At 38.1% G+C, this 19684-nt stretch carries 19 protein-coding genes; 16 read left to right on the forward strand and 3 right to left on the reverse strand.

The genetic code is table 11. From position 1 onward, the window contains the following. Nucleotides 1-178: 178 nt before the first annotated feature. The 7 genes from B7E07_RS07435 to B7E07_RS07465 all read left to right on the forward strand — a co-directional run bounded on the left by B7E07_RS07435 (nt 179) and on the right by B7E07_RS07465 (nt 6394). The gene (locus B7E07_RS07435) at nt 179-817 is read left to right on the forward strand and encodes a DUF4912 domain-containing protein (RefSeq protein ID WP_176215127.1); all 639 of its coding nucleotides are present in this window, start codon (nt 179-181) and stop codon (nt 815-817) included. Next, nucleotides 818-3088 carry a glycosyltransferase gene (locus B7E07_RS07440; protein ID WP_080845092.1) on the forward strand — a complete coding sequence of 757 codons (2271 nt, stop codon included), beginning with the start codon at nt 818-820 and terminating at the stop codon, nt 3086-3088. It abuts the gene before it with no gap. 21 nt (nt 3089-3109) lie between these two features. Next, nucleotides 3110-3742, forward strand: coding sequence for a hypothetical protein (locus B7E07_RS07445; RefSeq protein WP_080845095.1), 633 nt, complete (start codon nt 3110-3112; stop codon nt 3740-3742). Between the two features lie 56 nt (nt 3743-3798). Beyond that, on the forward strand, nt 3799-3948 hold the full coding sequence (rpmG, locus tag B7E07_RS07450; protein WP_066443624.1) for a 50S ribosomal protein L33: 150 nt from the start codon (nt 3799-3801) through the stop codon (nt 3946-3948). 90 nt (nt 3949-4038) lie between these two features. Beyond that, nucleotides 4039-4611 (forward strand): 5-formyltetrahydrofolate cyclo-ligase, encoded by a 573-nt coding sequence (locus B7E07_RS07455; RefSeq protein ID WP_080845096.1) that lies wholly within the window; start codon nt 4039-4041, stop codon nt 4609-4611. Between the two features lie 19 nt (nt 4612-4630). After that, nucleotides 4631-5395, forward strand: coding sequence for a DUF92 domain-containing protein (locus B7E07_RS07460; RefSeq protein WP_257391413.1), 765 nt, complete (start codon nt 4631-4633; stop codon nt 5393-5395). A 24-nt stretch (nt 5396-5419) separates the two neighbouring features. Further along, a complete protein-coding gene (locus tag B7E07_RS07465; RefSeq protein WP_080849134.1) occupies nt 5420-6394 on the forward strand; it encodes an L-lactate dehydrogenase in 975 nt (324 codons plus the stop codon). A 53-nt stretch (nt 6395-6447) separates the two neighbouring features. On the opposite strand, the gene B7E07_RS23555 is transcribed toward B7E07_RS07465, so the two are convergent. Continuing rightward, on the reverse strand, nt 6448-6624 hold the full coding sequence (locus B7E07_RS23555) for a hypothetical protein (protein WP_176215128.1): 177 nt from the start codon (nt 6622-6624) through the stop codon (nt 6448-6450). A gap of 274 nt (nt 6625-6898) precedes the next feature. Here B7E07_RS23555 and B7E07_RS07470 point away from each other — a divergent pair, with 274 nt between their 5' ends. From B7E07_RS07470 to B7E07_RS07485, 4 genes are all read left to right on the forward strand, one after another. Continuing rightward, nucleotides 6899-8440, forward strand: a complete 1542-nt coding sequence (locus B7E07_RS07470; protein WP_080845101.1) for a rhomboid family protein — start codon at nt 6899-6901, stop codon at nt 8438-8440. Nucleotides 8441-8741: 301 nt separating this feature from the next. After that, nucleotides 8742-10232, forward strand: a complete 1491-nt coding sequence (locus tag B7E07_RS07475) for a spore germination protein (RefSeq protein WP_176215287.1) — start codon at nt 8742-8744, stop codon at nt 10230-10232. A gap of 605 nt (nt 10233-10837) precedes the next feature. After that, a complete protein-coding gene (locus tag B7E07_RS07480) occupies nt 10838-11050 on the forward strand; it encodes a YqgQ family protein (RefSeq protein ID WP_080845110.1) in 213 nt (70 codons plus the stop codon). Nucleotides 11051-11054: 4 nt separating this feature from the next. Beyond that, nucleotides 11055-12020: an ROK family glucokinase gene (locus B7E07_RS07485; RefSeq protein ID WP_080845112.1), complete on the forward strand. Its 966-nt coding sequence runs from the start codon at nt 11055-11057 to the stop codon at nt 12018-12020. A 752-nt stretch (nt 12021-12772) separates the two neighbouring features. Here B7E07_RS07485 and B7E07_RS07490 read toward each other — a convergent pair. Next, nucleotides 12773-13132 carry a VOC family protein gene (locus B7E07_RS07490; protein ID WP_080845114.1) on the reverse strand — a complete coding sequence of 120 codons (360 nt, stop codon included), beginning with the start codon at nt 13130-13132 and terminating at the stop codon, nt 12773-12775. 653 nt (nt 13133-13785) lie between these two features. Between B7E07_RS07490 and B7E07_RS07495 the strand changes: the two genes are divergently transcribed. From B7E07_RS07495 to B7E07_RS07510, 4 genes are all read left to right on the forward strand, one after another. Beyond that, entirely contained in the window at nt 13786-15630 is a 1845-nt protein-coding gene (locus tag B7E07_RS07495) for an LTA synthase family protein (RefSeq protein WP_080849135.1), read from the forward strand. Between the two features lie 137 nt (nt 15631-15767). Then, nucleotides 15768-16955 carry a M14 family metallopeptidase gene (locus B7E07_RS07500; protein WP_080845115.1) on the forward strand — a complete coding sequence of 396 codons (1188 nt, stop codon included), beginning with the start codon at nt 15768-15770 and terminating at the stop codon, nt 16953-16955. A gap of 289 nt (nt 16956-17244) precedes the next feature. Then, entirely contained in the window at nt 17245-18411 is a 1167-nt protein-coding gene (locus B7E07_RS07505) for a YqgU-like beta propeller domain-containing protein (RefSeq protein WP_080845117.1), read from the forward strand. Between the two features lie 18 nt (nt 18412-18429). Continuing rightward, nucleotides 18430-18738: an MTH1187 family thiamine-binding protein gene (locus tag B7E07_RS07510; protein ID WP_080845119.1), complete on the forward strand. Its 309-nt coding sequence runs from the start codon at nt 18430-18432 to the stop codon at nt 18736-18738. A gap of 52 nt (nt 18739-18790) precedes the next feature. Here the strand turns inward: B7E07_RS07510 and B7E07_RS07515 are convergent, their stop codons facing one another. Continuing rightward, on the reverse strand, nt 18791-18964 hold the full coding sequence (locus B7E07_RS07515) for a DUF2759 domain-containing protein (protein WP_066443657.1): 174 nt from the start codon (nt 18962-18964) through the stop codon (nt 18791-18793). A 414-nt stretch (nt 18965-19378) separates the two neighbouring features. On the opposite strand from B7E07_RS07515, the gene B7E07_RS07520 reads away from it, so the two are divergent. Further along, the coding region (locus tag B7E07_RS07520; RefSeq protein ID WP_139785710.1) for an MBL fold metallo-hydrolase at nt 19379-19684 on the forward strand (306 nt) is incomplete at its 3' end.

Below are 19684 nucleotides of genomic sequence, written 5' to 3' on the forward strand. Positions count from 1 at the left end.
TTGTATATATAGTATGCATCAGACGGTGCTTAAACAATTCCCGACAAATTCCGTTCATTGCTGGTATAAGGGTTCGATGATAACATTAAATTACAGAATATCAAGAAATAATAGAAATGATGAAATTATACAAAATTTTTATATATCAAATTTAAAGCATGAAAGTGAGTTGCAAAAGATGATTGAAGAAATTATTGCTTTAAAACGAAGTGGTCTCTCTTTTCGTAAAATCGCTAAAGAGCTTAATACATCCGTAGGAAAGGTTCAATATCAATGGGTAAAGCTTATCAATCATAAAAAGGTTCAAAAGGATGATAGGAACATCGAAGGTCAGCAGCATTCTATCAGGCATGTACAAAACAATCACTTAACTATGTCTTTAATTTCACCTCAGCAAGTATTTTTACAGTGGCATGTGTGTATGGGCACGAAAGAGCTTGTAAAGCAATTTTTTCATTTAGAAGATATAAATCTTGCTCTTAGGTTAAATGACGTCACCTGCATTATTTATGATGGTTCTAACGCCCATTCAGCTATCGACATCGGGATTACAAATAAGGATTCTCATTGGATTCTTTCAGGATTAAAAAGTAATCATTGTTATGTTGCTGAAATTGGTGTACTACTTTCCAATTTAGATTTCTTTCCGCTTGTCAAATCCAATGCCATTCATGTTCCAAGGAATAGTACTGAGCAGACAGGGCATCTCGGACATGATGTTCAGCAATTTTTAATGCACAGCAATCAAACGCCGAATTGGGTAGAACATGTAAGTACATATAGTTATTACGAGAAAGAACTGAAGGAGAATGAATAGATGGACAAGCAGCCCATTACGATAATTGTTTATCCGGAAGTACATTATTATCCTATGCAGGAAGCGTTTTGGTCCGAATTATTTCCTTTTGTTCATAAGCTTCTTCAAGTGCTTCAGCACCTGGAAAGATCAGAGCACCAAATGACTATTCAACTTGCTTTATCATCATCCTATTACAGGATTTTTGCTAATCCAGAGTTTCAGAAAGAAATGGACACCTATTTAAATACATTTCCAGAGGTACATTCATATTGGGACGATCGAAATCAAGATATCAATCAGATGATCGCTAAACTATTGCAAAAAAAGTGTCTTAAAGTCTTAGCTACTTCAACAGGAATTCTTCCTTATGCAACAACATCCGTTGGAACGGAGCTGCAGCTGCAAGAAAGCATAACTTGTTTGCAGAGGCACTTACAGGAAAAGCCAACAGGATTTTGGTTCCCATACGGCATGTATGCTCCTGGACTTGATTTAAGTCTTCAGGAACAAGGATTTTCATATACATTTGTAAGTTCTGAAACAGTTCAATTTGCTGATCCTTCACCAGCTAATGGAGGATTGAGCACAGTTAATACTCCGCACGGTCTAACGGTCTACCCTCTTCATGTGAATCTTTCAGAGCAATTCAGGAGCCAAGAGGTTTCGATTCAGGAGTGGGTGAATCAATCCTCTTTATTTACAGAAGTATTGTTTATCTATTCTGACCTGAACACGCTTCTTGCTCGATTGGATGAGCTAGAACATTATGACCTCCGATTACGAGGAAGTGACATACGGAACAAGCCTCAAACAGGAAAAATTGAAACAGTGCATTTATGCCAATCTTTCCTGCCAAATATGGATCCTCAATCTTTCTATTCGAAAGACCTGGTACATCTATGGGACACAGTCTACAAAATGGAGCAGGAAATTGAAAAAAATAGAGCTGACCTTACACAAGACACAGGGATGAATTGTTTTATTAATGAGTGGTTAGATCTTGCAGGAAGAGTGTCTGCTGGACAGCAGCTTCCTGAGAATGATTCTTATAATCGCTTTTTTAAAACAACTAATGCAGTTCAGAGGGAAGGATCTGATCATTCAAAAAAGCTGCTGCTTCTCTCGTGGGAGTATCCGCCCAATTTGGTAGGTGGATTGGCAAGACATGTTGGCGCACTTGCTGAAAGCCTTGTGAAGCTTGGGTTTGAAGTACACGTCATTACAGCTAATCCAGGGAATTTGACTAAAACAGAGACCGTAAACGATGTCCTTGTTCACCGTGTGGAGCCATTAAATGGGAAAGATCCCGACTTTCTGCGCTGGATTGGCGGATTAAATGTCGCGATGGAAAGCAAAGCTAGAGAGCTAAGCTATACTCATACCTTTTCATTGGTTCATGCTCATGATTGGCTGGTTGGGGCGTGCGCTATAAGTTTAAAAGATGTGCTGGGCATTCCGCTGATTTCCACCATCCATGCGACTGAATCCGGCAGAAATGGCGGTATATATACGGAATTGCAAAGCTTTATACACAAAAAGGAAGAGCAGCTGATTCAACAATCGGATCAATTGATTGTCTGCAGTTTATATATGAAAAATGAAGTGATTGAATTATTTAAAGCTTTGGAAAGCAAGCTGACGATTATTCCGAATGGAGCAGAACATACTTCCCAGCATCCAATTAAATTTTCCGCTAAGCAAATGCCTTACGTAAAAGAAAGCGGAAGATTAATCTTTTCAATTGGAAGAATGGTACAGGAAAAAGGCTTTGAAACACTTATTTCAGCTGCCCATGAGCTTAGAGTACACTATAATGATATTTATTTTATTATCGCGGGCAGAGGTCCGATGTTAGAAGAATATCGAAAAAAAGTAAAAGAGTGCGGACTGGAGAACGTCGTATTTTTTCCTGGTTTTATTAGTGATCAGCAGCGTGCAGAGCTTTTTACCATTTGTGAGATGGCTGTATTTCCTAGTATCTATGAACCATTTGGGATAGTGGCACTCGAAGCAATGACTGCTGGAAAACCAGTTATCGCTTCGAATACTGGAGGATTAAAAGGGATTGTACAGCATGGTTCAACGGGTTTATTGATGAACCCTAATGATCACAACAGTCTGATTGAACAAGTATCATTTCTCCTTGACAACAGAGAAGATGCACGTATGCTCGGAGTTAATGGAAAGCAAAAAGCGAAAAGCCTTTTCAGCTGGACACGAACTGCGGAACTAACAAAAAGAATATATGAAGAAATCCTAATTGAAAGCATAGTGATGAAACAAAAATAAATATAAAAAGGTGTCCTGAAAATGAATACAAATTCTCTTAGAAAAACAGAACATGATCCTAATTTTGAAGGTATGAATCGTAAACTGAGAATGTTTCCTGGTCTGTGGGTGGATGGAGTAACCTATTGGCTAAATGATGGGCTCCAGCAAACACTCCATGAGATCGGTTTATCTATTCATGTGAAGGAATTGCCCGTACATTCAAAGGTGCGATTCTATAAAGTTTATGTAACCAATCATTACCCTTTTGCACGAAAAGTTAAGATATTGCTTCAATATACACACGAATCGCCTTCTAGAGAGCATGTTTCCTTTGTTTCCCCTGCAGATAATCTTGTGTACCATCTGGCCGATCAAACCGTTTATTTAGTGAACGGATATATGCAGAAGGAAAAAATCAAAGAGTGTACCATACAGCCGTATTGGAATATTTATAGTGATAATATTTGGGCATCTTCAGCACTAGGGAAATTGAAATATATTCCGATGTTTAAGGGGAATGCAGTCAGTCTATTTACAAAAGAAATTGAATTTGACGGCAGGCAGACATGTGAAGGGGAGTCTTGGGTTATTAGCGGGGAGAGTAAATCAGAATTGCAGAACTTAAATTCTGTACTTTTAAAAAACACACTAGCATTTCAAACTAAAAAGTGATATTATAGAAAAGTCGTATGAACGAACTAGTCATCTATAGTTTGGAGGGAAATTACATGCGTGTGAATATTACGTTAGCTTGCACAGAATGTGGAGATCGTAACTATATTTCTAAAAAAAATAAACGAAACAATCCAGATCGTCTTGAGCTTAAGAAATATTGCCCAAGAGATAAGCGTTCTGTTACACATCGTGAAACAAAATAAGCAGCGGGATCATTCCTGCTGCTTTTTTTGTATTCAAAAAGATACATAAAACGCTCACTTTGAATGGAAGCTACTGAAGGGAGATTGGGAATGACACAGCTAAAAAAAGAGATACGAAGGCATATAAGAAATAAACTTGCACAGTTATCAGAAGAGCAATATGTGGAGCGGTCAAAAATGATTGCTCAAAAACTTTTTCAGCAGCCGGTATGGATGAGAGCAAAATGTATTGGCATTACAATATCCCTTCAGCCAGAGGTTGATACATACTTAATCATTGAAAAAGCATGGGAGGAAGGCAAGACCGTGACAGTTCCTAAATGTGAGCCAAAGGAACGGAAAATGACTTTCAGAGCCATTACAGATTTTAAGCAGCTAGAGCGAGTCTATTTTGATCTATTAGAACCAATTGAAGCACAGACGAAAGCGAAAAAAGCCGATGAGATTGATTTATTAATTGTTCCTGGACTCGCCTTTACCGAGCAGGGTGTACGCCTTGGCGTTGGCGGCGGCTATTATGACCGCTATCTTGCACATTATAAAGGTGAAACGGTTGCGCTTGCATTCAATGAACAAATAGTAAAAACATTGCCAGTTGATGTGTATGATCAGTCTATTAAGCGAATCATAACAGATGAGTTGGTATTCGGACAAAATGACTAAGAATCTTCTTCTCATTTTTTTGATCTTAACAGCTGCATTTGGCGGTTATCGATTAAAAGTTCTGTCTCTTTCAGGTGCTTTCTCTGCATGTATCGTTGGGATTAGTGTAGGCTTAGGGTTTGGGTTTAACGGTTTAATTATTCTTGGCATGTTTTTTCTCACTTCCAGCTTATGGTCGAATTATAAGAAGCAGAAAAAAGCAATGATAGAGGAGATTGTTCAAAAAGGAGCAAATCGGGATTGGCAGCAGGTTCTTGCCAATGGAGGGGTTGCTGCAGGAGCCAGTCTACTTTATTGGCAAACCTCTGCTGAAGTATGGCTGCTTGCTTTTTTTATTAGTATAGCGAGTGCCAATTCGGATACATGGGCTTCCGAAATTGGCTCACTGAGTAAAAAAGCACCTGTTTATATTAGGACCTTAAAACCGGCTCCGCCTGGAACCTCTGGTGCAGTAAGTCTGCTAGGTACCATTGCTGGTATTGCTGGATCTTTTGTCATAAGTTTTACAGCTTTATCATTATTTGATATTGAGTACTCCACTTTTTTGCTCGTATTTTTGTTTGGATTCGCAGGAAACCTCGTGGATACTTTGCTAGGAGCCTATGTTCAAGCCGTTTATGTATGTCCAGTTTGTGGAAAACATATGGAAAAGATCGTTCATTGCCAAGTGAAAACAACCCTCCAAAAAGGGAAGGCTTTCTTTACGAATGATGTGGTGAACTTTTTATCCGGATTCATTGCTGTCATTTTAGGCTTCATATATTTTCAATTTACAAATGGTTAATATTTATCTGCTACAATGATTAAAATGATAAAGGAGGAGAATATTGTGCCAAGAAGAGTGAACCGAGTTGCTTTAATCGGAACAGGGTTTGTTGGATCAAGCTATGCCTTTGCGCTGTTGAATCAAGGAGTAACAGAGGAACTGGTTTTAATTGATCTTAATAAAGAGAAGTCAGAGGGCGACGCGATGGATTTGAATCATGGACTTCCTTTTGCTCCTTCTCCGACAAATATATGGTATGGAGATTATTCTGATTGCCGTGATGCAGATATTGTTGTGATATGTGCTGGAGCCAATCAAAAGCCTGGTGAAACCCGATTGGATCTTGTTGAAAAGAATACAAAAATATTTAAAAATATTGTCGATCAAGTGATGGCCAGCGGCTTCGACGGTATTTTTCTTGTGGCGACAAATCCAGTAGACATCCTTACATATGCGGTTTGGAAATATTCCGGACTTCCACAGGAAAGGGTCATTGGATCTGGAACGATTCTGGATACGGCCCGTTTCCGTTACTTGCTTGGGGACTATTTTCAAGTAGACTCAAGGAATGTTCATGGCTATATCATTGGAGAGCATGGAGATACGGAGCTTCCTGTATGGAGTCATGCAGATATTGCCGGTAAAACCATCGCTGATTGGGTAAAAAAGAAAGAGCAATATAAACAAGAAGACTTAGATCAGCTGTTTTTAAATGTAAGGGATGCGGCTTATCACATTATTGAACGTAAAGGTGCCACTTACTATGGAATCGCTATGGGGCTTGTTCGCTTAACAAAAGCAATCCTGCAAAATGAAAATTCAGTTTTGACGGTTTCGGCATATTTGGATGGCAAATATGGACAAAGTGATGTTTACATTGGTGTTCCTGCTATTGTGAATAGAAAAGGAATCCGTGATGTAATTCAGCTTAACTTGAATGAAGATGAACTAAAAAAGTTTACGCATTCGGCTGAAGTGCTCAAGAAAACAATGAAGCCGTTTTTCGGGAATGACTAAATAGGAAAAAAGAAAAAAGGCCGTTATGGCCTTTTTCTTATATCATTTTTTTTCTAACGAAAAACTGATTTCATCATACGGTCACGCATTCCTGGCATATCCATGAAAGAGCCGACAACAAACCTGCGAAGCCACACATTGCTTAATACAACATTTAATAAACGATAGCGATTTTGAAAAAATAAGTATCCGCCTAGCCCAATTACAAAGATAGAAACAATTCTTCCCATGATCCAACCTCCTGTTTTTTTATTAGTTTGAATGAAAGACAGCATTTTTATCCAATATTTTTCATGATATTACTAACAGGCTTCTGTCTGTAAGAGGATGATATTACTTTACAATAGGGAACATTCTTTTCTATAGTTAAAGGATAAGTTAATTAGTACTTATTCTGAAGCCGGCTTAGCGCAGAGTGATTAGTAGCAGACAGGTGTCAGAAAATAGGCTTATCTATTGATGAACCTTTTTTTACCCAAGTTAACATAGAGTGGTGGAGAACGTATGCAAGAAGAATATATGTTTTGGAGATTAGCATTGCATTTTATTTCTGATCTTGATTTTCGTATTGTCCAATTAGGAGAAGGTGAGAAAGAATTATGGCTTGAAAAGATGGAAAACAAACAGCTCCAGGTAATCAGATTGCTTCGATATGATTTGGACTGGAGCAGCTGGATGGAGAGAGATATTGAAAATACAGCTGCAAATGGCGAGAGAATCAGACAGCGGCTGGCGAAGAAACAATTAGGGATTTTGAATATTTATGTATCCTCATATCCTCCTGTTGATGATTATGAATATCGGTTGGAGTCTCCTTTTCAGCTTCCAGAACGCAGTAAAACAGAAGTGACGTCGATGATTATGGCACCTGCACTTTATGAAATAGAAACAGCGAAGCTCAATCGGCTCTTCTCTGCTCCATTTCATATTCCTGCGGATGTACATATAGAGCCAGAAGAAATAGAGGATCTCAAGCAAAAAACGCTAATGGGAGCAGTGAAAAAGGAAAAGGAAGAACAGGCCGTTTTTCGGGCTGCAAAACCTGTTTTTACTTATGCGTTTATTGTGATTCAAGTACTTATGTTTCTCTTACTTGAATGGAGAGGCGGAAGTACAAATACTTCTACGCTGATTCAATACGGTGCAAAGTTTAACCCATTAATTCTTGAAGGAGAATGGTGGCGCTTTTTTACTCCGATGGTCCTTCATATAGGCGTTGTTCATTTGCTTATGAACACGCTGGCATTATTTTATTTAGGAGCTGCAGTTGAGAGGATTTTTGGAAATGTGCGCTTTCTCCTCATTTATATTTTTGCTGGTTTTTCAGGAACTTTAGCCAGTTTTACATTTAGCGACAGTCTTTCTGCAGGTGCGAGTGGAGCCATTTTTGGCTGTTTTGGAGCATTGCTTTATTTTGGCTGTATCTATAAAGAGCTATTTTTTAGAACGATTGGAATGAATATTATTGTCGTTTTAGGCATTAATCTTGTATTAGGCTTTGTTCTGCCAGGTATTGATAACGCAGGTCATATTGGCGGAATCATTGGAGGTTTTCTTGCCGCAGCTATAGTTCATCTTCCTAAAAAGAAGAAGCCGCGTTATCAGCTGCTTGCCTTTATCTCTGCAGTGTTACTTATAGGTTCGTTTCTATGGTACGGATTTAGCGACCATTCCAGAGTGGTGGATGAACAATCATTGCTGATTGCTGCAGGTGAATATATACAAGCAGAAGAATATGAAAAGGTCATAGAACTTTTAGAAGGTCCTGCACAGTCTGATGATGCTTCAGCCAATATATTGTTCCAGCTGGCGTATGCGGAAATTCAGTCAGGAAAAATAGCACAAGCAAAAGAGCACTTTCAGTCTGTTATCGACCAGGATGACCAGTTTCATGAGGCATATTATAATTTAGCGCTGATTTATTTAAACGAAAATAAGGTCACTGAAGCAAAGGATCTTGTGAATAAGGCAATTGAACTGAAAAGTGATGAAGAATTATATACAAATCTATTAGAGCAAATTAGAGAATATGAAGCGGGCAACTGATCATATGCTTTTAAATTCACCGCATTTTACACTTCTGAGTAGCACAGAGAAATGTTCGGCTTATGAGATCATTTTAGGAGGCTGAGCAAGCCGCTGCGCATTTCTTATTGTCCAGCTTCAGCGTCTAGCCCCTCGAGGTCATAAGTCAAGCTGTCCAGGAGGTTAAAGAACAACCACCTAGCCAGCTCGCCTTATGCTTGTCGGGGCTGAGCAAGCCGCTGCCGCATTTCTTATTAATCATACCAGTTTATGGTATGATTTTTTTTCTGTATGTCTATGCTGATAGGTATATGCATTGAAAATGCTGGAAAATCATATCGAGGTGGAGATTTTGGAAGAAAAAAGTAAAAAACAAGTATCTGCCAGACTTAAAGAGAATACGGCATATTTAAGAGAAGCTTTAGGTGTAGAAAAGAGCTTTGATATCATTCAGCTTGATGTGGAATATGCAGAGAGAGAAATGGCGCTCTATTTAGTTGATGGATTCGTTAAGGATGATATACTCCATTACTTGATGAAGATGCTCTCAGGCCTTGATGCAGAGCAGCTTGAAGGCAATACATTATCCAAGCTAGTTAAAACATATATTCCTTATGTTGAGGTTGAAACGACAAACGAATTGGATACAGCAGTAAGTTCCGTCCTTGCCGGACCTACCGCACTTGTGGTGGATGGTGTTCCTGAAATTATCTTAATCGATGCTCGTACGTATCCTGTTAGAGGACCGCAGGAGCCGGATACAGAACGGGTTGTCCGTGGTTCTAGGGATGGATTTGTTGAAACACTTGTGTTTAACACTGCTTTAACAAGAAGAAGAATTCGTGATAAAACCCTGCGGATGGAATACATGCAGGTCGGCAGAAGGTCGAAAACGGATATTGTGGTTAGTTACATTGAGGATATAGCAGATCCCTCTATCGTGAAAGAAGTGAAGGATGCGATATCAAAAATTGATACAGACGGCCTGCCAATGGCAGAAAAAACGATTGAAGAATTTATCTCAGGACGACATTGGAATCCGTATCCGCTTGTTCGTTATACAGAGAGACCTGATACAGCTGCTACCCATTTATATGAAGGGCATGTCTGCATCATTGTAGACGGTTCACCAAGTGTTATCATTACACCGACAACATATTGGCATCATCTGCAGCATGCTGAAGAATATCGCAATAAGCCATTGGTTGGTGCTTATTTGCGAGCAGTTCGATTTCTGGCTGTATTCGCATCCCTTTTTCTGCTTCCATTATGGTACTTATTTGCTGTAAAACCCGAGCTTTTACCTGACACACTTTCTTTTATCGGTCCGAATGATACCGGACAGCTGCCGCTTCTCCTGCAGTTTCTCATCATAGAGGTCGGACTTGATATGCTGAGAATGGCAGCAATTCATACGCCATCCTCTTTGGCAACAGCGCTTGGTTTAGTGGCCGCTTTAATGATTGGTTCTGTTGCTGTAGATGTAGGGCTTTTAATTAATGAGGTTGTCTTATACCTGGCAATTGCAGCGATTGGAACGTTTGCAACACCAAGCTATGAGATGAGTCTTGCGAACCGGCTGATTCGAATAGCTCTGCTGCTGATGACAAGCTTATTTCACGAGTATGGCCTGATGATAGCGGTGGTCTTGCTGATTATTATGCTGACAAGAATGAAGTCATTTGGCGTTCCTTATTTTTGGCCGTTTATTCCCTTTAATTTTCGTGCCTTCCGGGATGTCCTGATCCGTTCGCCAATTCCTCTGAAAAATAGGAGACCGCGATCCATCCATCCCAAGGATCCTGATCGATGAATCGAAGCTTGTGAGTAGTTGGACAAAAGCTTCAACGAATAGAAAACCCGAACAAATAGCAGATTTTTCATCTGTATTTTGTTCGGGTTTTCTATTATATTGGCCCCCTATTTATAAATATAAAAGTGAAGAGGAGGTGGGAAATATAAAATGAGACCGCACAGACTTTCCGAATACCCTTCCTCTTAGCGGGGATACAGTGTTTATTGCTTGTATGTTCCAATTTAGTTCTCCCTGTTTAAGGGTTTTAAGGAATTGAAAATGATTGTTAAGCTAATTAGGTATATGTTCTTAAAATTGTTAGATTTCTTACACATCCTTGATCCAGCTTGATTAGGTGCGCAAGTGTCTGGCCGTTTATTCTCTTTTTTACATGGGCTAGCTCTTGAGAGGACAGGATCTTTCGATTATACTTTAGGTTGGGCAGTGAGATAGGACAGCTCCCTTTTAAATATTATTTTCATTGAAAAGTGTCTATCTTTTATTTTGTATCAATCGGTTTTCTAATCCTTCTAGCAGGTGAAAGTTAACATATGGCTGCTTCCTGTTTTGTAGAGGTTTTATTTGAGGATTGAACAGTTTACACTTTTCAGTAAGGAGCAAGTATGAATACGATATACGATATTCAGCAGCTGCTGAAAAAATTTGGCATCTTTATTTATATAGGCGATCGTATTGCTGATTTAGAATTAATGGAAGCAGAGATACAAGAGTTATACGATTCCTTGCTAATAGAACCACAGCAATATCAAAGTGCGATTCTGCTGTTAAGGCATGAAGCGCAGCTATTAAAAGAGAAGCTTCAGAAGGGTGAGTAAGTTTATGGAGAAATGGTTAATTGGAGTAGATTTAGGAGGCACCTCTACAAAGCTGGCACTGCTAAATACATATGGAGAAATTCAGCATAAGTGGGAAATTCCTACCGATAACAGTCAAGAAGGAAAACATATTACTGTAAATATAGCTAAAACGATTGATGAAAAATTAGAAGAATACAATATTGAAAAAAGTCAGATCAAGGGAATTGGGATGGGAGCACCAGGACCAGTCGATCTAGATGCAGGAATTGTATACCATTCTGTAAACTTAGGATGGCGTGATAATTATCCGGTTAAGGACTTGCTTGAGGTTGAAACAGGTCTTCCTGTTGTTGTCGATAATGATGCCAACTGTGCGGCATTAGGGGAAATGTGGAAGGGGGCTGGAAATGGCGGCAAGGACCTTGTTTGCGTTACGCTCGGAACAGGTGTTGGAGGCGGTGTTATTGCCAACGGAGACATCGTGCAAGGAGTTGCTGGTTCTGGAGGAGAAATTGGCCATATTACAGTGATTCCGCATGGTGGGGCTCCGTGCAATTGCGGCAAAACGGGCTGTCTTGAAACGATTGCATCTGCAACAGGCATCGTCAGACAGGCAATGGAAAAAATGAAAGAAGCGGATTCAGGGGATAGTGAACTGGTTGCGCTTTATCAGAAAACAGGTGCTGTTACAGCTAAAGATGTGTTCGATACCGCACGTAATGGGGATCAACTGTCATTGGAAGTGTTAAAAGAGACTGCTTTTCACCTTGGTTTTGTTCTAGCGAATATTGCAAATACCCTAAATCCTGAAAAAATAGTATTAGGAGGAGGCGTTTCTAAAGCAGGGGATATTTTATTAAAGCCTGTTATAGAACATTTTCAAACATACGCTTTTCCAGGAGTAAGAAATACAAGTACAATTGATTTAGCGATTCTAGGAAACGATGCTGGTGTCATCGGAGCGGCCTGGCTGGCAAAAAATAAATAATAGAATATTAAAGAAAGCCCCTTATTATTTAAGTAGTTCAGTTAACATGGAGTAAATCGAAATTCACATCTCTTTTTCAATAACAAAAAGCAATTAAAATAGCATTAGAATTAACAATTAATTTAGCAATATAAAAGTGGCTGGGACAAACGAAAATATTATTTGTAAAACACGAATATTCATTTTACAAGGTTTGCGTATTTCCACAAGCCCGTTCCATTGCGCTTCAGACCCTCGCTTTCCGTGGGGAGGAAGCTGAGCCTCCTCGTCGCTAAAGCTCCTGCGGGGTCTCACCTTTTCCTCTACTGCCCACAGGAGTCGAGGGTCCTCCGCTCCATTTAACTCATGTTTAGATTAAATATTAATGTTAAACAAATAAAAAACCGAATGATTAGAAAGATGAACTTCCTAATCATTCGGTTCTGTGGTTGGGTTAAATCCTTATGTCCCAGCCTCTTATATTGTGAATAATTTTTGTTCTTCAATTAATACCTTCTTTATTGAAGAACTTACTTCTATTCAATTGGTATCCAAATTTCCATTTCATATTCATCTGTTCCTTCTTTACCGAACATAATAGTTTTCACTATTTTAATTTCGGGCATTCCTTTTTAATTTTATAAACCTCCTTGTCAAAAAAAAACACCATCCATAATCTGGAATTGGATAAACGATCTTACCACTCCATTCTCCTGCCGCACTATAACCGACTAATACAAAAGAACTCGTTATAATTTCTTTAAATTTCATACTCATTTACCTACTAAAACAAATACATTTCCGTCTGGTGCCTGCATTACAGCTACATAACCTCCTAAAGAGTTTTGAAATGGAGTACGAATCCACTGAACTTTAGGGATAGATTTTAATGCTTCGTAAGTTTCACGAACGTCTTCAACAACAATCTCAGTTTCAGAAAAGTTCAAATTAGGGTTATTCTTTAATACTAACTCTGAATTACCATTAGGAAATTTCATCCCAATTAGTCTCCATTGTTTTTCTTCATCTTGAAAGGTTTCCCAAGATTTAGTTAAACCTAAAGATTGATAAAATTTTACCGACTTTTCAATTTCCTCTGTATAAATTGCAACACATTCTATTCTTTTCCACATAAACTATTCTCCCTTTTGCATAAGAACTTATGTTCTCTTATATTATAAACCAAATTTATCCAAATGGGAAAGAGTTTCAATCTAATAATTGGATAAATGCAAATCTGTGATTTGGTCTTAGAATTGATATGCTATTTCCGCTGTTTCTCCACAAAAACTGAACTATTTACTTTTTATTAAAGGTGCTTATTTTGTATCCCAGAATGAAGTTAATTTCTTTATAAAGGTTAATGGTTTGATAATCTTTTTAAAAGGGGACATTTTAGTACTATGCCTATTGAATGGTACGAAAGTGTGCGAGTTTCATGCTCATGCCACTGTGAAGCCGAGCCCCCGCCTCGCCGGAAAGCGAGTATTCTGTAGGGAAATCTTCGAACAGTTATGTAAAAAATTGCTTAAACAGGCTTTTGTTTTAACCTGAAATGTATAAGTCATTTCATTTTTATTTTTCTAAAATATGTTAAATTCGAAACTTTTTGAGGTTTCAAACGTCTATTTAAAGAGCACTTCATAATACAATTACATATACATAAAGCTCCACTTTAAAAGCCACTAACAAACCTACTTAAATGAAAGCAGCGTGTATTAAAGATTGATCTTACTCAATTCTAATTCTTAAGCAAGGAGGTCTAAATGGCGTGAAAAAAATCACGATGCCCAAAATTTCTATTACTGCGATTGCAATCCTATTATTATGGATTAAAACTTATATTGTTTACAAAACAAGTTTTGATATCCCAATCGACAACTGGAAGCAAGAGCTCATTTTGTTTATGAATCCTTTAAGCTTTTTATTGATTATTTTAGGTGTTGGATTATTCTTAAAAGAGAAAAAAAGAAATATATATATAGGAACAACCACCATTGTTATCTCATTTGTCCTTTATGCAAACGTTGTCTTTTACCGATTTTATAATGATTATATAACCATTCCCGTCTTATTTCAGACAAGCAATATGAGTGATCTTGGCAGCAGTGTAAGTGAATTGCTCCATTTCAGTGACCTGCTTTATTTTGCGGATGTATTCATTATTTTTCTTGTGATCCTATTGAAACCGGCATTTGCTGTAGACAAACAATATACAAAAATAAGCAGGACTGCTTTTTTTATTACAGCTGCAGCGGTGGCTTTCTTAAACATTGGTTTGGCGGAATCACAATGGTCTAATCTTCTGACACGCACCTTTGATCGTGAAGTACTGGTGAAAAATATTGGTACATACAATTACCATGTTTATGACTTGTTTTTGCAGACAAAATCATCCGCTCAGCGGGCAATGGCAGATGGAAGCGAACTCGCTGATATTAATCAATATATTCAAGAAAGCTATACTCCTCCCAATGATCAATTATTCGGAGCAGCGAAAGACAAAAATGTGTATTTGATTGCCATGGAATCTGTGCAAAGCTTCGTAGTTGATCAAACAATTAATGGAGAAGAAATCACACCATTTTTAAATGACTTTATAAAAGAAAGCTATTATTTTGATCAATTTTATCACCAGACAGCACAGGGGAAATCGTCTGATGCCGAATTTATTGTTGACACTGCATTGTATCCTCTAGGCAGAGGTGCTGTTTTTTTCACACACTCAGGGAATCAATATGATGCTATGCCTGGAATCCTGAGGGAAAATGGATATACAACTGCAACCTTCCATGCAAATAATAAAAGCTTTTGGAACCGTGATATTATGTACAATAGCCTAGGTTACGACCGTTTTTATTCATTGCCGTATTATGAGGTGAATCAGGATAACTCAGTAGGATGGGGCTTAAAGGATATTGAATTCTTTGAACAATCAATTGAACATATTAAAGATTTGCCTTCACCATTTTTGGCAAAGTTTATTACCCTTACAAATCATTTTCCGTTTGAATTAAAAGAAAATGATCAACTGATGGAACCATATGCCTCTGGAGACAGTATCGTCGATAATTACTTCCAAACAGTCCGTTACACAGATGAAGCGATTAAGCAGTTTGTTCATAACCTGAAAAAAGAGGGATTATATGAAGAGTCAATCATTGTTCTCTATGGTGATCACTATGGAATATCAGAGAATCATAATCACACGATGGGTGAGTTTTTAGGTCAGGAAGTGACTCCGCTCGTCAGCATGGACCTGCAGCGGGTTCCATTTGTTATTCATATCCCAGGACAAAAAGGAGAAACCATTTCAACGGTGGCCGGCCAAATTGATGTGAAGCCTACACTGCTAAATTTACTTGGAATTGAGACAAGAAATGCCTTCCAATTTGGTGAGGATCTCTTTTCGGAAAATCATTCGCAGTTTACGGTGCTGAGGGATGGAAGTTTTATTTCTGAAGATTACGTCTATACTCGCAATACTTGTTATGATCGGAGTACAGAAAAACAAATTGGAAAAAATGAATGTGGCGCATTTATTGAGCAAGCCGAAAAGGAGCTTGGATATTCAGATGCCATTATTAATGGTGATTTGCTTAGATTTTATACAGATTTTCATGAATATTAATGATAGTATCTGGTCAGCTTTCTTTACGATAAATCCAAACGTTTTCTCCTTTTATTCTGTGTTTAGCAATTAAACGTTGTCATTATCCTCCTCCTTACCTCATACAGTATAAATGATGGAAAGGAGGAGTGAATAGTATGGAAATTACTGTTCGTTCAGGTGACTCATTATGGTACTATAGTCAGCTGTTTATGGTTCCATTAAATTTAATTATTGATTCTAATCCAAATATAAACCCATCCGCTCTGCAAATTGGGCAGGAGGTGCAAATCCCCGGTTTTACGATTGATCGATATACAATAAAAAGAGGGGATACTTTTTGGAAATTAAGTGCAGGCCGGCATCTTTCTGCAGATGCACTGATGTTAGTTAATCAAGACATCAATCCTAATCAGCTGCCAATCGGATCAACAGTCGATTTGCCTAAAAGAGTGATTACACCGTCGCTAAACAGGCGTATGAATTATACATTTGAATCTCTGCAAACGGATCTTTCTTCTTTAAAAGAAGTCTTTCCATTTATTCAAATTAACGACATTGGAGAAAGTGTTCTAGGGAAACCAATACAAGAAATTAAAATTGGCACGGGACCAAAGAAAGTGCAGATCAATGCGTCATTTCATGCAAATGAATGGATTACGACGCCAATCTTAATGGCATTGGTTAATAATTACTTGCTTGCTCTAACGAATATGCGTCCGATTCGAGGTTTAAACGTTCTGCCTTATTACCAAAATGTCAGCTTATCAATTGTTCCAATGGTTAATCCTGATGGAGTTAATCTTGTTTTAAATGGTCCTCCACCTCAGATGAGGGAGGAAGTTCTAAGGATTAACAATGGCAGCTCTGACTTTTCAGGCTGGAAAGCCAATATAAGAGGCGTGGATTTAAATAATCAATATCCAGCCAAGTGGGATGTAGAAAAGGAACGGAAAGAAGAAAAAGCACCAGCACCAAGAGATTTTCCTGGTGATGCACCATTAACAGAGCCAGAAGCAGTTGCAATGGCAAATTATGCAAGAGAAAATCAATTTGACAGAATGCTTGCCTTTCATACACAAGGAGAAGAATTTTATTGGGGATATGAAGGATTGGAGCCGCCAGAATCTCAAACGATTGCAGCTGAATTTGAACGTGTCAGCGGCTATGCATCTGTACAATATATTGACAGTTTTGCAGGCTATAAGGATTGGTTCATTCAAGAATTCCGTATGCCTGCCTTTACCATTGAATTAGGTCAAGGAATTAATCCATTGCCATTATCGCAGTTTGATGAAATATACGAAGAAGTGCTCGGCATTTTCCTAGCCTCTCTCTATATGTAACAAACGCTTGTTTTTTGGGGCGGAAGAAAAGTATAATAGCTTGAAGTCTATATTGCTCGAACTCAACAAAGCAATGGGACATCGTTCTATGCACATAAAATTTTTCTTGCAAAAAGTACAAAAAGCCGGTCTCGGCTTTTTGTTGTTTTCTTTTATACTTCAGGAAGGTATAAATTAGCAGCGCAGGGAAACCGGGCATAGTAGATTATCTTTAAAAATATTGAAATAATTGAAACGTTTTTTACATATGGACGTACAAATTAATAGTGAATGAAAGGAGGGGAAGAAGATGAGTAATTGTCAGAAGCAAAAGTCGAATATGCATGTTAAACCTGCCTATTTACATGTGGGTTTTTTTCTGGTTTTGGCATTTTCTCTTCTTCTCTTGTCAGGCTGTCAAAAGGACGATGACAGTGAAATCGAGGCGGATGGCAAGGAGGCGAATCCTCCAGAAGCTATAATTGAGCCTAAGGAAGAAATCGTTCCTATTGAGGTGGAAAGCGGGCAATTTTCCGGAATTCATGGATGGTTATCAGAGGAAACGGTTTTATATACTGTTTCAAAAGGTGCAAGTTCTGATATTTATATAAATAACCTTTATACAGGTGAGAAATCATTAATATACACATCGGAACTGCCAATTGTGGATGTCTTAATAAGTCCTGATAAGGAACATCTTTTTATACATACATCCGTCTCTACATATGAAGGACTCCTCACGGTCACGGATCGTCAAGGAAAAGTAATGGATTCACAATCTTTGACAGCTGCTGAGCTTACTTACACTTGGAATCCGTATAATCCAAACCTGATTCTTATATCTGCTTTTTCTGAAGACTGGACATTTTCTTCATACCTAATGAATATTGAAGAAAAAAGTTTAAATGAGCTGACTTTAAAAGAACCGTTTGTGGAGTGGTTAAATAGCGGTGAGGTTGTATATCTTGACTGGAGTTCAGAAAATCCTGCTTTGTTTGCGCCGCTTGTTAAGCAAGCCATTGACAGTGAACAAAATGAAGTCATACTTGATCAAATTTTTCAGGTTAAAGGGTTTGAAAAAGGGATTATGACGATTACTGCTGAAAATGATAAAATGGATAAAGCTGTTTACACCTTTATGACTGATCAGTTTGAGGTTTTATCTTCCTTCTCTGTTCCGCAGCTGACAAATTATTCAGATTGGCTAATACCTTATTCTGATTTCGTTAAGAATCAATCTTTTCTCTCTTTCCAGCCTTTACATAGCTCAGAAGCAGATTTATATCAGAATGGATTTCAGCTAATTAACACAAATTTGAGCAGTGGAGAAAGGGAAATTCTGCTGGAAAATGCAGAAAATGAGCCGCTCAGTTGTTCACCAGATGGGAACGCTTGTCTTTATGGGTATTACTTTGAGAAGCTGATACTATTGGAAAAAGGCGAGATTGTTTCTTTAGTAAAAGAAGAAGTTTTATAAGAAGGGAATGTATTAAATATGGCAATAGTTGATGTAACAGTCATTCCAATCGGAACAAAAACGCCTAGTGTAAGTATGTATGTGGCAGAGGTTCAGAAAATCCTAACATCCTATGAGGAAGCGGGTGTCATTCGTTTTCAGCTGACCCCGATGAATACAATCATTGAAGGTGAACTGCCTGTGTTATTTGAAGTTATTCAAAAAATCCACGAAGCACCTTTTCATCAGGATATTAAACGGGTCGCTACCAATATTCGCATTGATGACCGCCGTGATGTTCAAAGAAAGATGGAAGATAAGGTGAAACGAGTTCAATCTTTATTGTGAGACTAAAAAGAAGAGGATTGCCATCGCGGCAATCCTCTTCTTTATACCTGACTTAGTGTACAGCTGGGTAACCGCTGTTGATTAATGTCATGACCGCGAACCAGCCAAAAACAGCTAAAGTTCCTCCGCCAAAGACAATTCCAAGTAAATTCTTGTTTTTTAGCGCACTAATTGTACCAAACAGTGCCAGCAGTGCTGTTAAAGCAAAGATAATGACAAGTCCCATGAGTTAGCCTCCTTTATGGATTTGCAGCAGGCGAAAAGCCTTGTACAGTTTACTATGTACTTCTTTTGCCCATGGCTAAACGTAAAATGAATGCTTTCTTCATATACAGGATAGGAAGCGCAAATTAAACGTTTACAAATGGCCAGTAGCTGACTGCATTTTTAAGAAGTATTTACCTTACTATCATTATGCATTCATTATTATTTTATAAGTTTTTCGAGAATTTGTCGAGATCTAAAAATGACACTTATATGTCTTTCAGGCAATGAATAATATCACTTTGACCAAAGATTTAAAGGTTTGGTGCAAATGTTATTAGCAGGGAGTGTCTATACGTCGCATGCTTCTCATTAACATCTTGATTGATGTAGTGTAAAATGAAGGAAACATAAGGACTAGTTGGAGGTAGAGTAAATGAAATGGCATTGTATTCCTTTAGGAGCATTACAGACCAATTGTTATGTTTTAGCAATGGAGAATCAGTCTTGTTTAATTGTTGATCCAGGCGGAGAAGCTGAAAAGCTTATTAGCTTTTTGAATGAAAAAAAATACCAGCCAACCGCCATATTACTTACACATGCTCATTTTGATCATATTGGTGCACTTGATGAGATTCGTGAGCATTTTGGGATTCCTGTTTATTTACACGAACAAGAAGCCAGCTGGCTCCTTGATCCATCTTTAAATGGCTCGCAATTTTTTCAAATTGGCTCATTAATG

This window comes from Cytobacillus gottheilii (assembly GCF_900166665.1).
GTDB classification, from domain to species: Bacteria; Bacillota; Bacilli; order Bacillales; family Cytobacillaceae; genus Cytobacillus; species Cytobacillus gottheilii_A.

What these genes read in the sequence shown, in the direction of transcription:
- B7E07_RS07435 (WP_176215127.1), top strand. Translation starts at nt 179, where the DNA reads ATGATTGAAGAAATTATTGCTTTAAAACGAAGTGGTCTCTCTTTTCGT.
- B7E07_RS07440 (WP_080845092.1), top strand. Translation starts at nt 818, where the DNA reads ATGGACAAGCAGCCCATTACGATAATTGTTTATCCGGAAGTACATTAT.
- B7E07_RS07445 (WP_080845095.1), top strand. Translation starts at nt 3,110, where the DNA reads ATGAATACAAATTCTCTTAGAAAAACAGAACATGATCCTAATTTTGAA.
- rpmG (WP_066443624.1), top strand. Translation starts at nt 3,799, where the DNA reads ATGCGTGTGAATATTACGTTAGCTTGCACAGAATGTGGAGATCGTAAC.
- B7E07_RS07455 (WP_080845096.1), top strand. Translation starts at nt 4,039, where the DNA reads ATGACACAGCTAAAAAAAGAGATACGAAGGCATATAAGAAATAAACTT.
- B7E07_RS07465 (WP_080849134.1), top strand. Translation starts at nt 5,420, where the DNA reads ATGATAAAGGAGGAGAATATTGTGCCAAGAAGAGTGAACCGAGTTGCT.
- B7E07_RS23555 (WP_176215128.1), bottom strand. Translation starts at nt 6,624, where the DNA reads ATGGGAAGAATTGTTTCTATCTTTGTAATTGGGCTAGGCGGATACTTA.
- B7E07_RS07470 (WP_080845101.1), top strand. Translation starts at nt 6,899, where the DNA reads ATGCAAGAAGAATATATGTTTTGGAGATTAGCATTGCATTTTATTTCT.
- B7E07_RS07475 (WP_176215287.1), top strand. Translation starts at nt 8,742, where the DNA reads ATGCTGGAAAATCATATCGAGGTGGAGATTTTGGAAGAAAAAAGTAAA.
- B7E07_RS07480 (WP_080845110.1), top strand. Translation starts at nt 10,838, where the DNA reads ATGAATACGATATACGATATTCAGCAGCTGCTGAAAAAATTTGGCATC.
- B7E07_RS07485 (WP_080845112.1), top strand. Translation starts at nt 11,055, where the DNA reads ATGGAGAAATGGTTAATTGGAGTAGATTTAGGAGGCACCTCTACAAAG.
- B7E07_RS07490 (WP_080845114.1), bottom strand. Translation starts at nt 13,132, where the DNA reads ATGTGGAAAAGAATAGAATGTGTTGCAATTTATACAGAGGAAATTGAA.
- B7E07_RS07495 (WP_080849135.1), top strand. Translation starts at nt 13,786, where the DNA reads ATGCCCAAAATTTCTATTACTGCGATTGCAATCCTATTATTATGGATT.
- B7E07_RS07500 (WP_080845115.1), top strand. Translation starts at nt 15,768, where the DNA reads ATGGAAATTACTGTTCGTTCAGGTGACTCATTATGGTACTATAGTCAG.
- B7E07_RS07505 (WP_080845117.1), top strand. Translation starts at nt 17,245, where the DNA reads ATGAGTAATTGTCAGAAGCAAAAGTCGAATATGCATGTTAAACCTGCC.
- B7E07_RS07510 (WP_080845119.1), top strand. Translation starts at nt 18,430, where the DNA reads ATGGCAATAGTTGATGTAACAGTCATTCCAATCGGAACAAAAACGCCT.
- B7E07_RS07515 (WP_066443657.1), bottom strand. Translation starts at nt 18,964, where the DNA reads ATGGGACTTGTCATTATCTTTGCTTTAACAGCACTGCTGGCACTGTTT.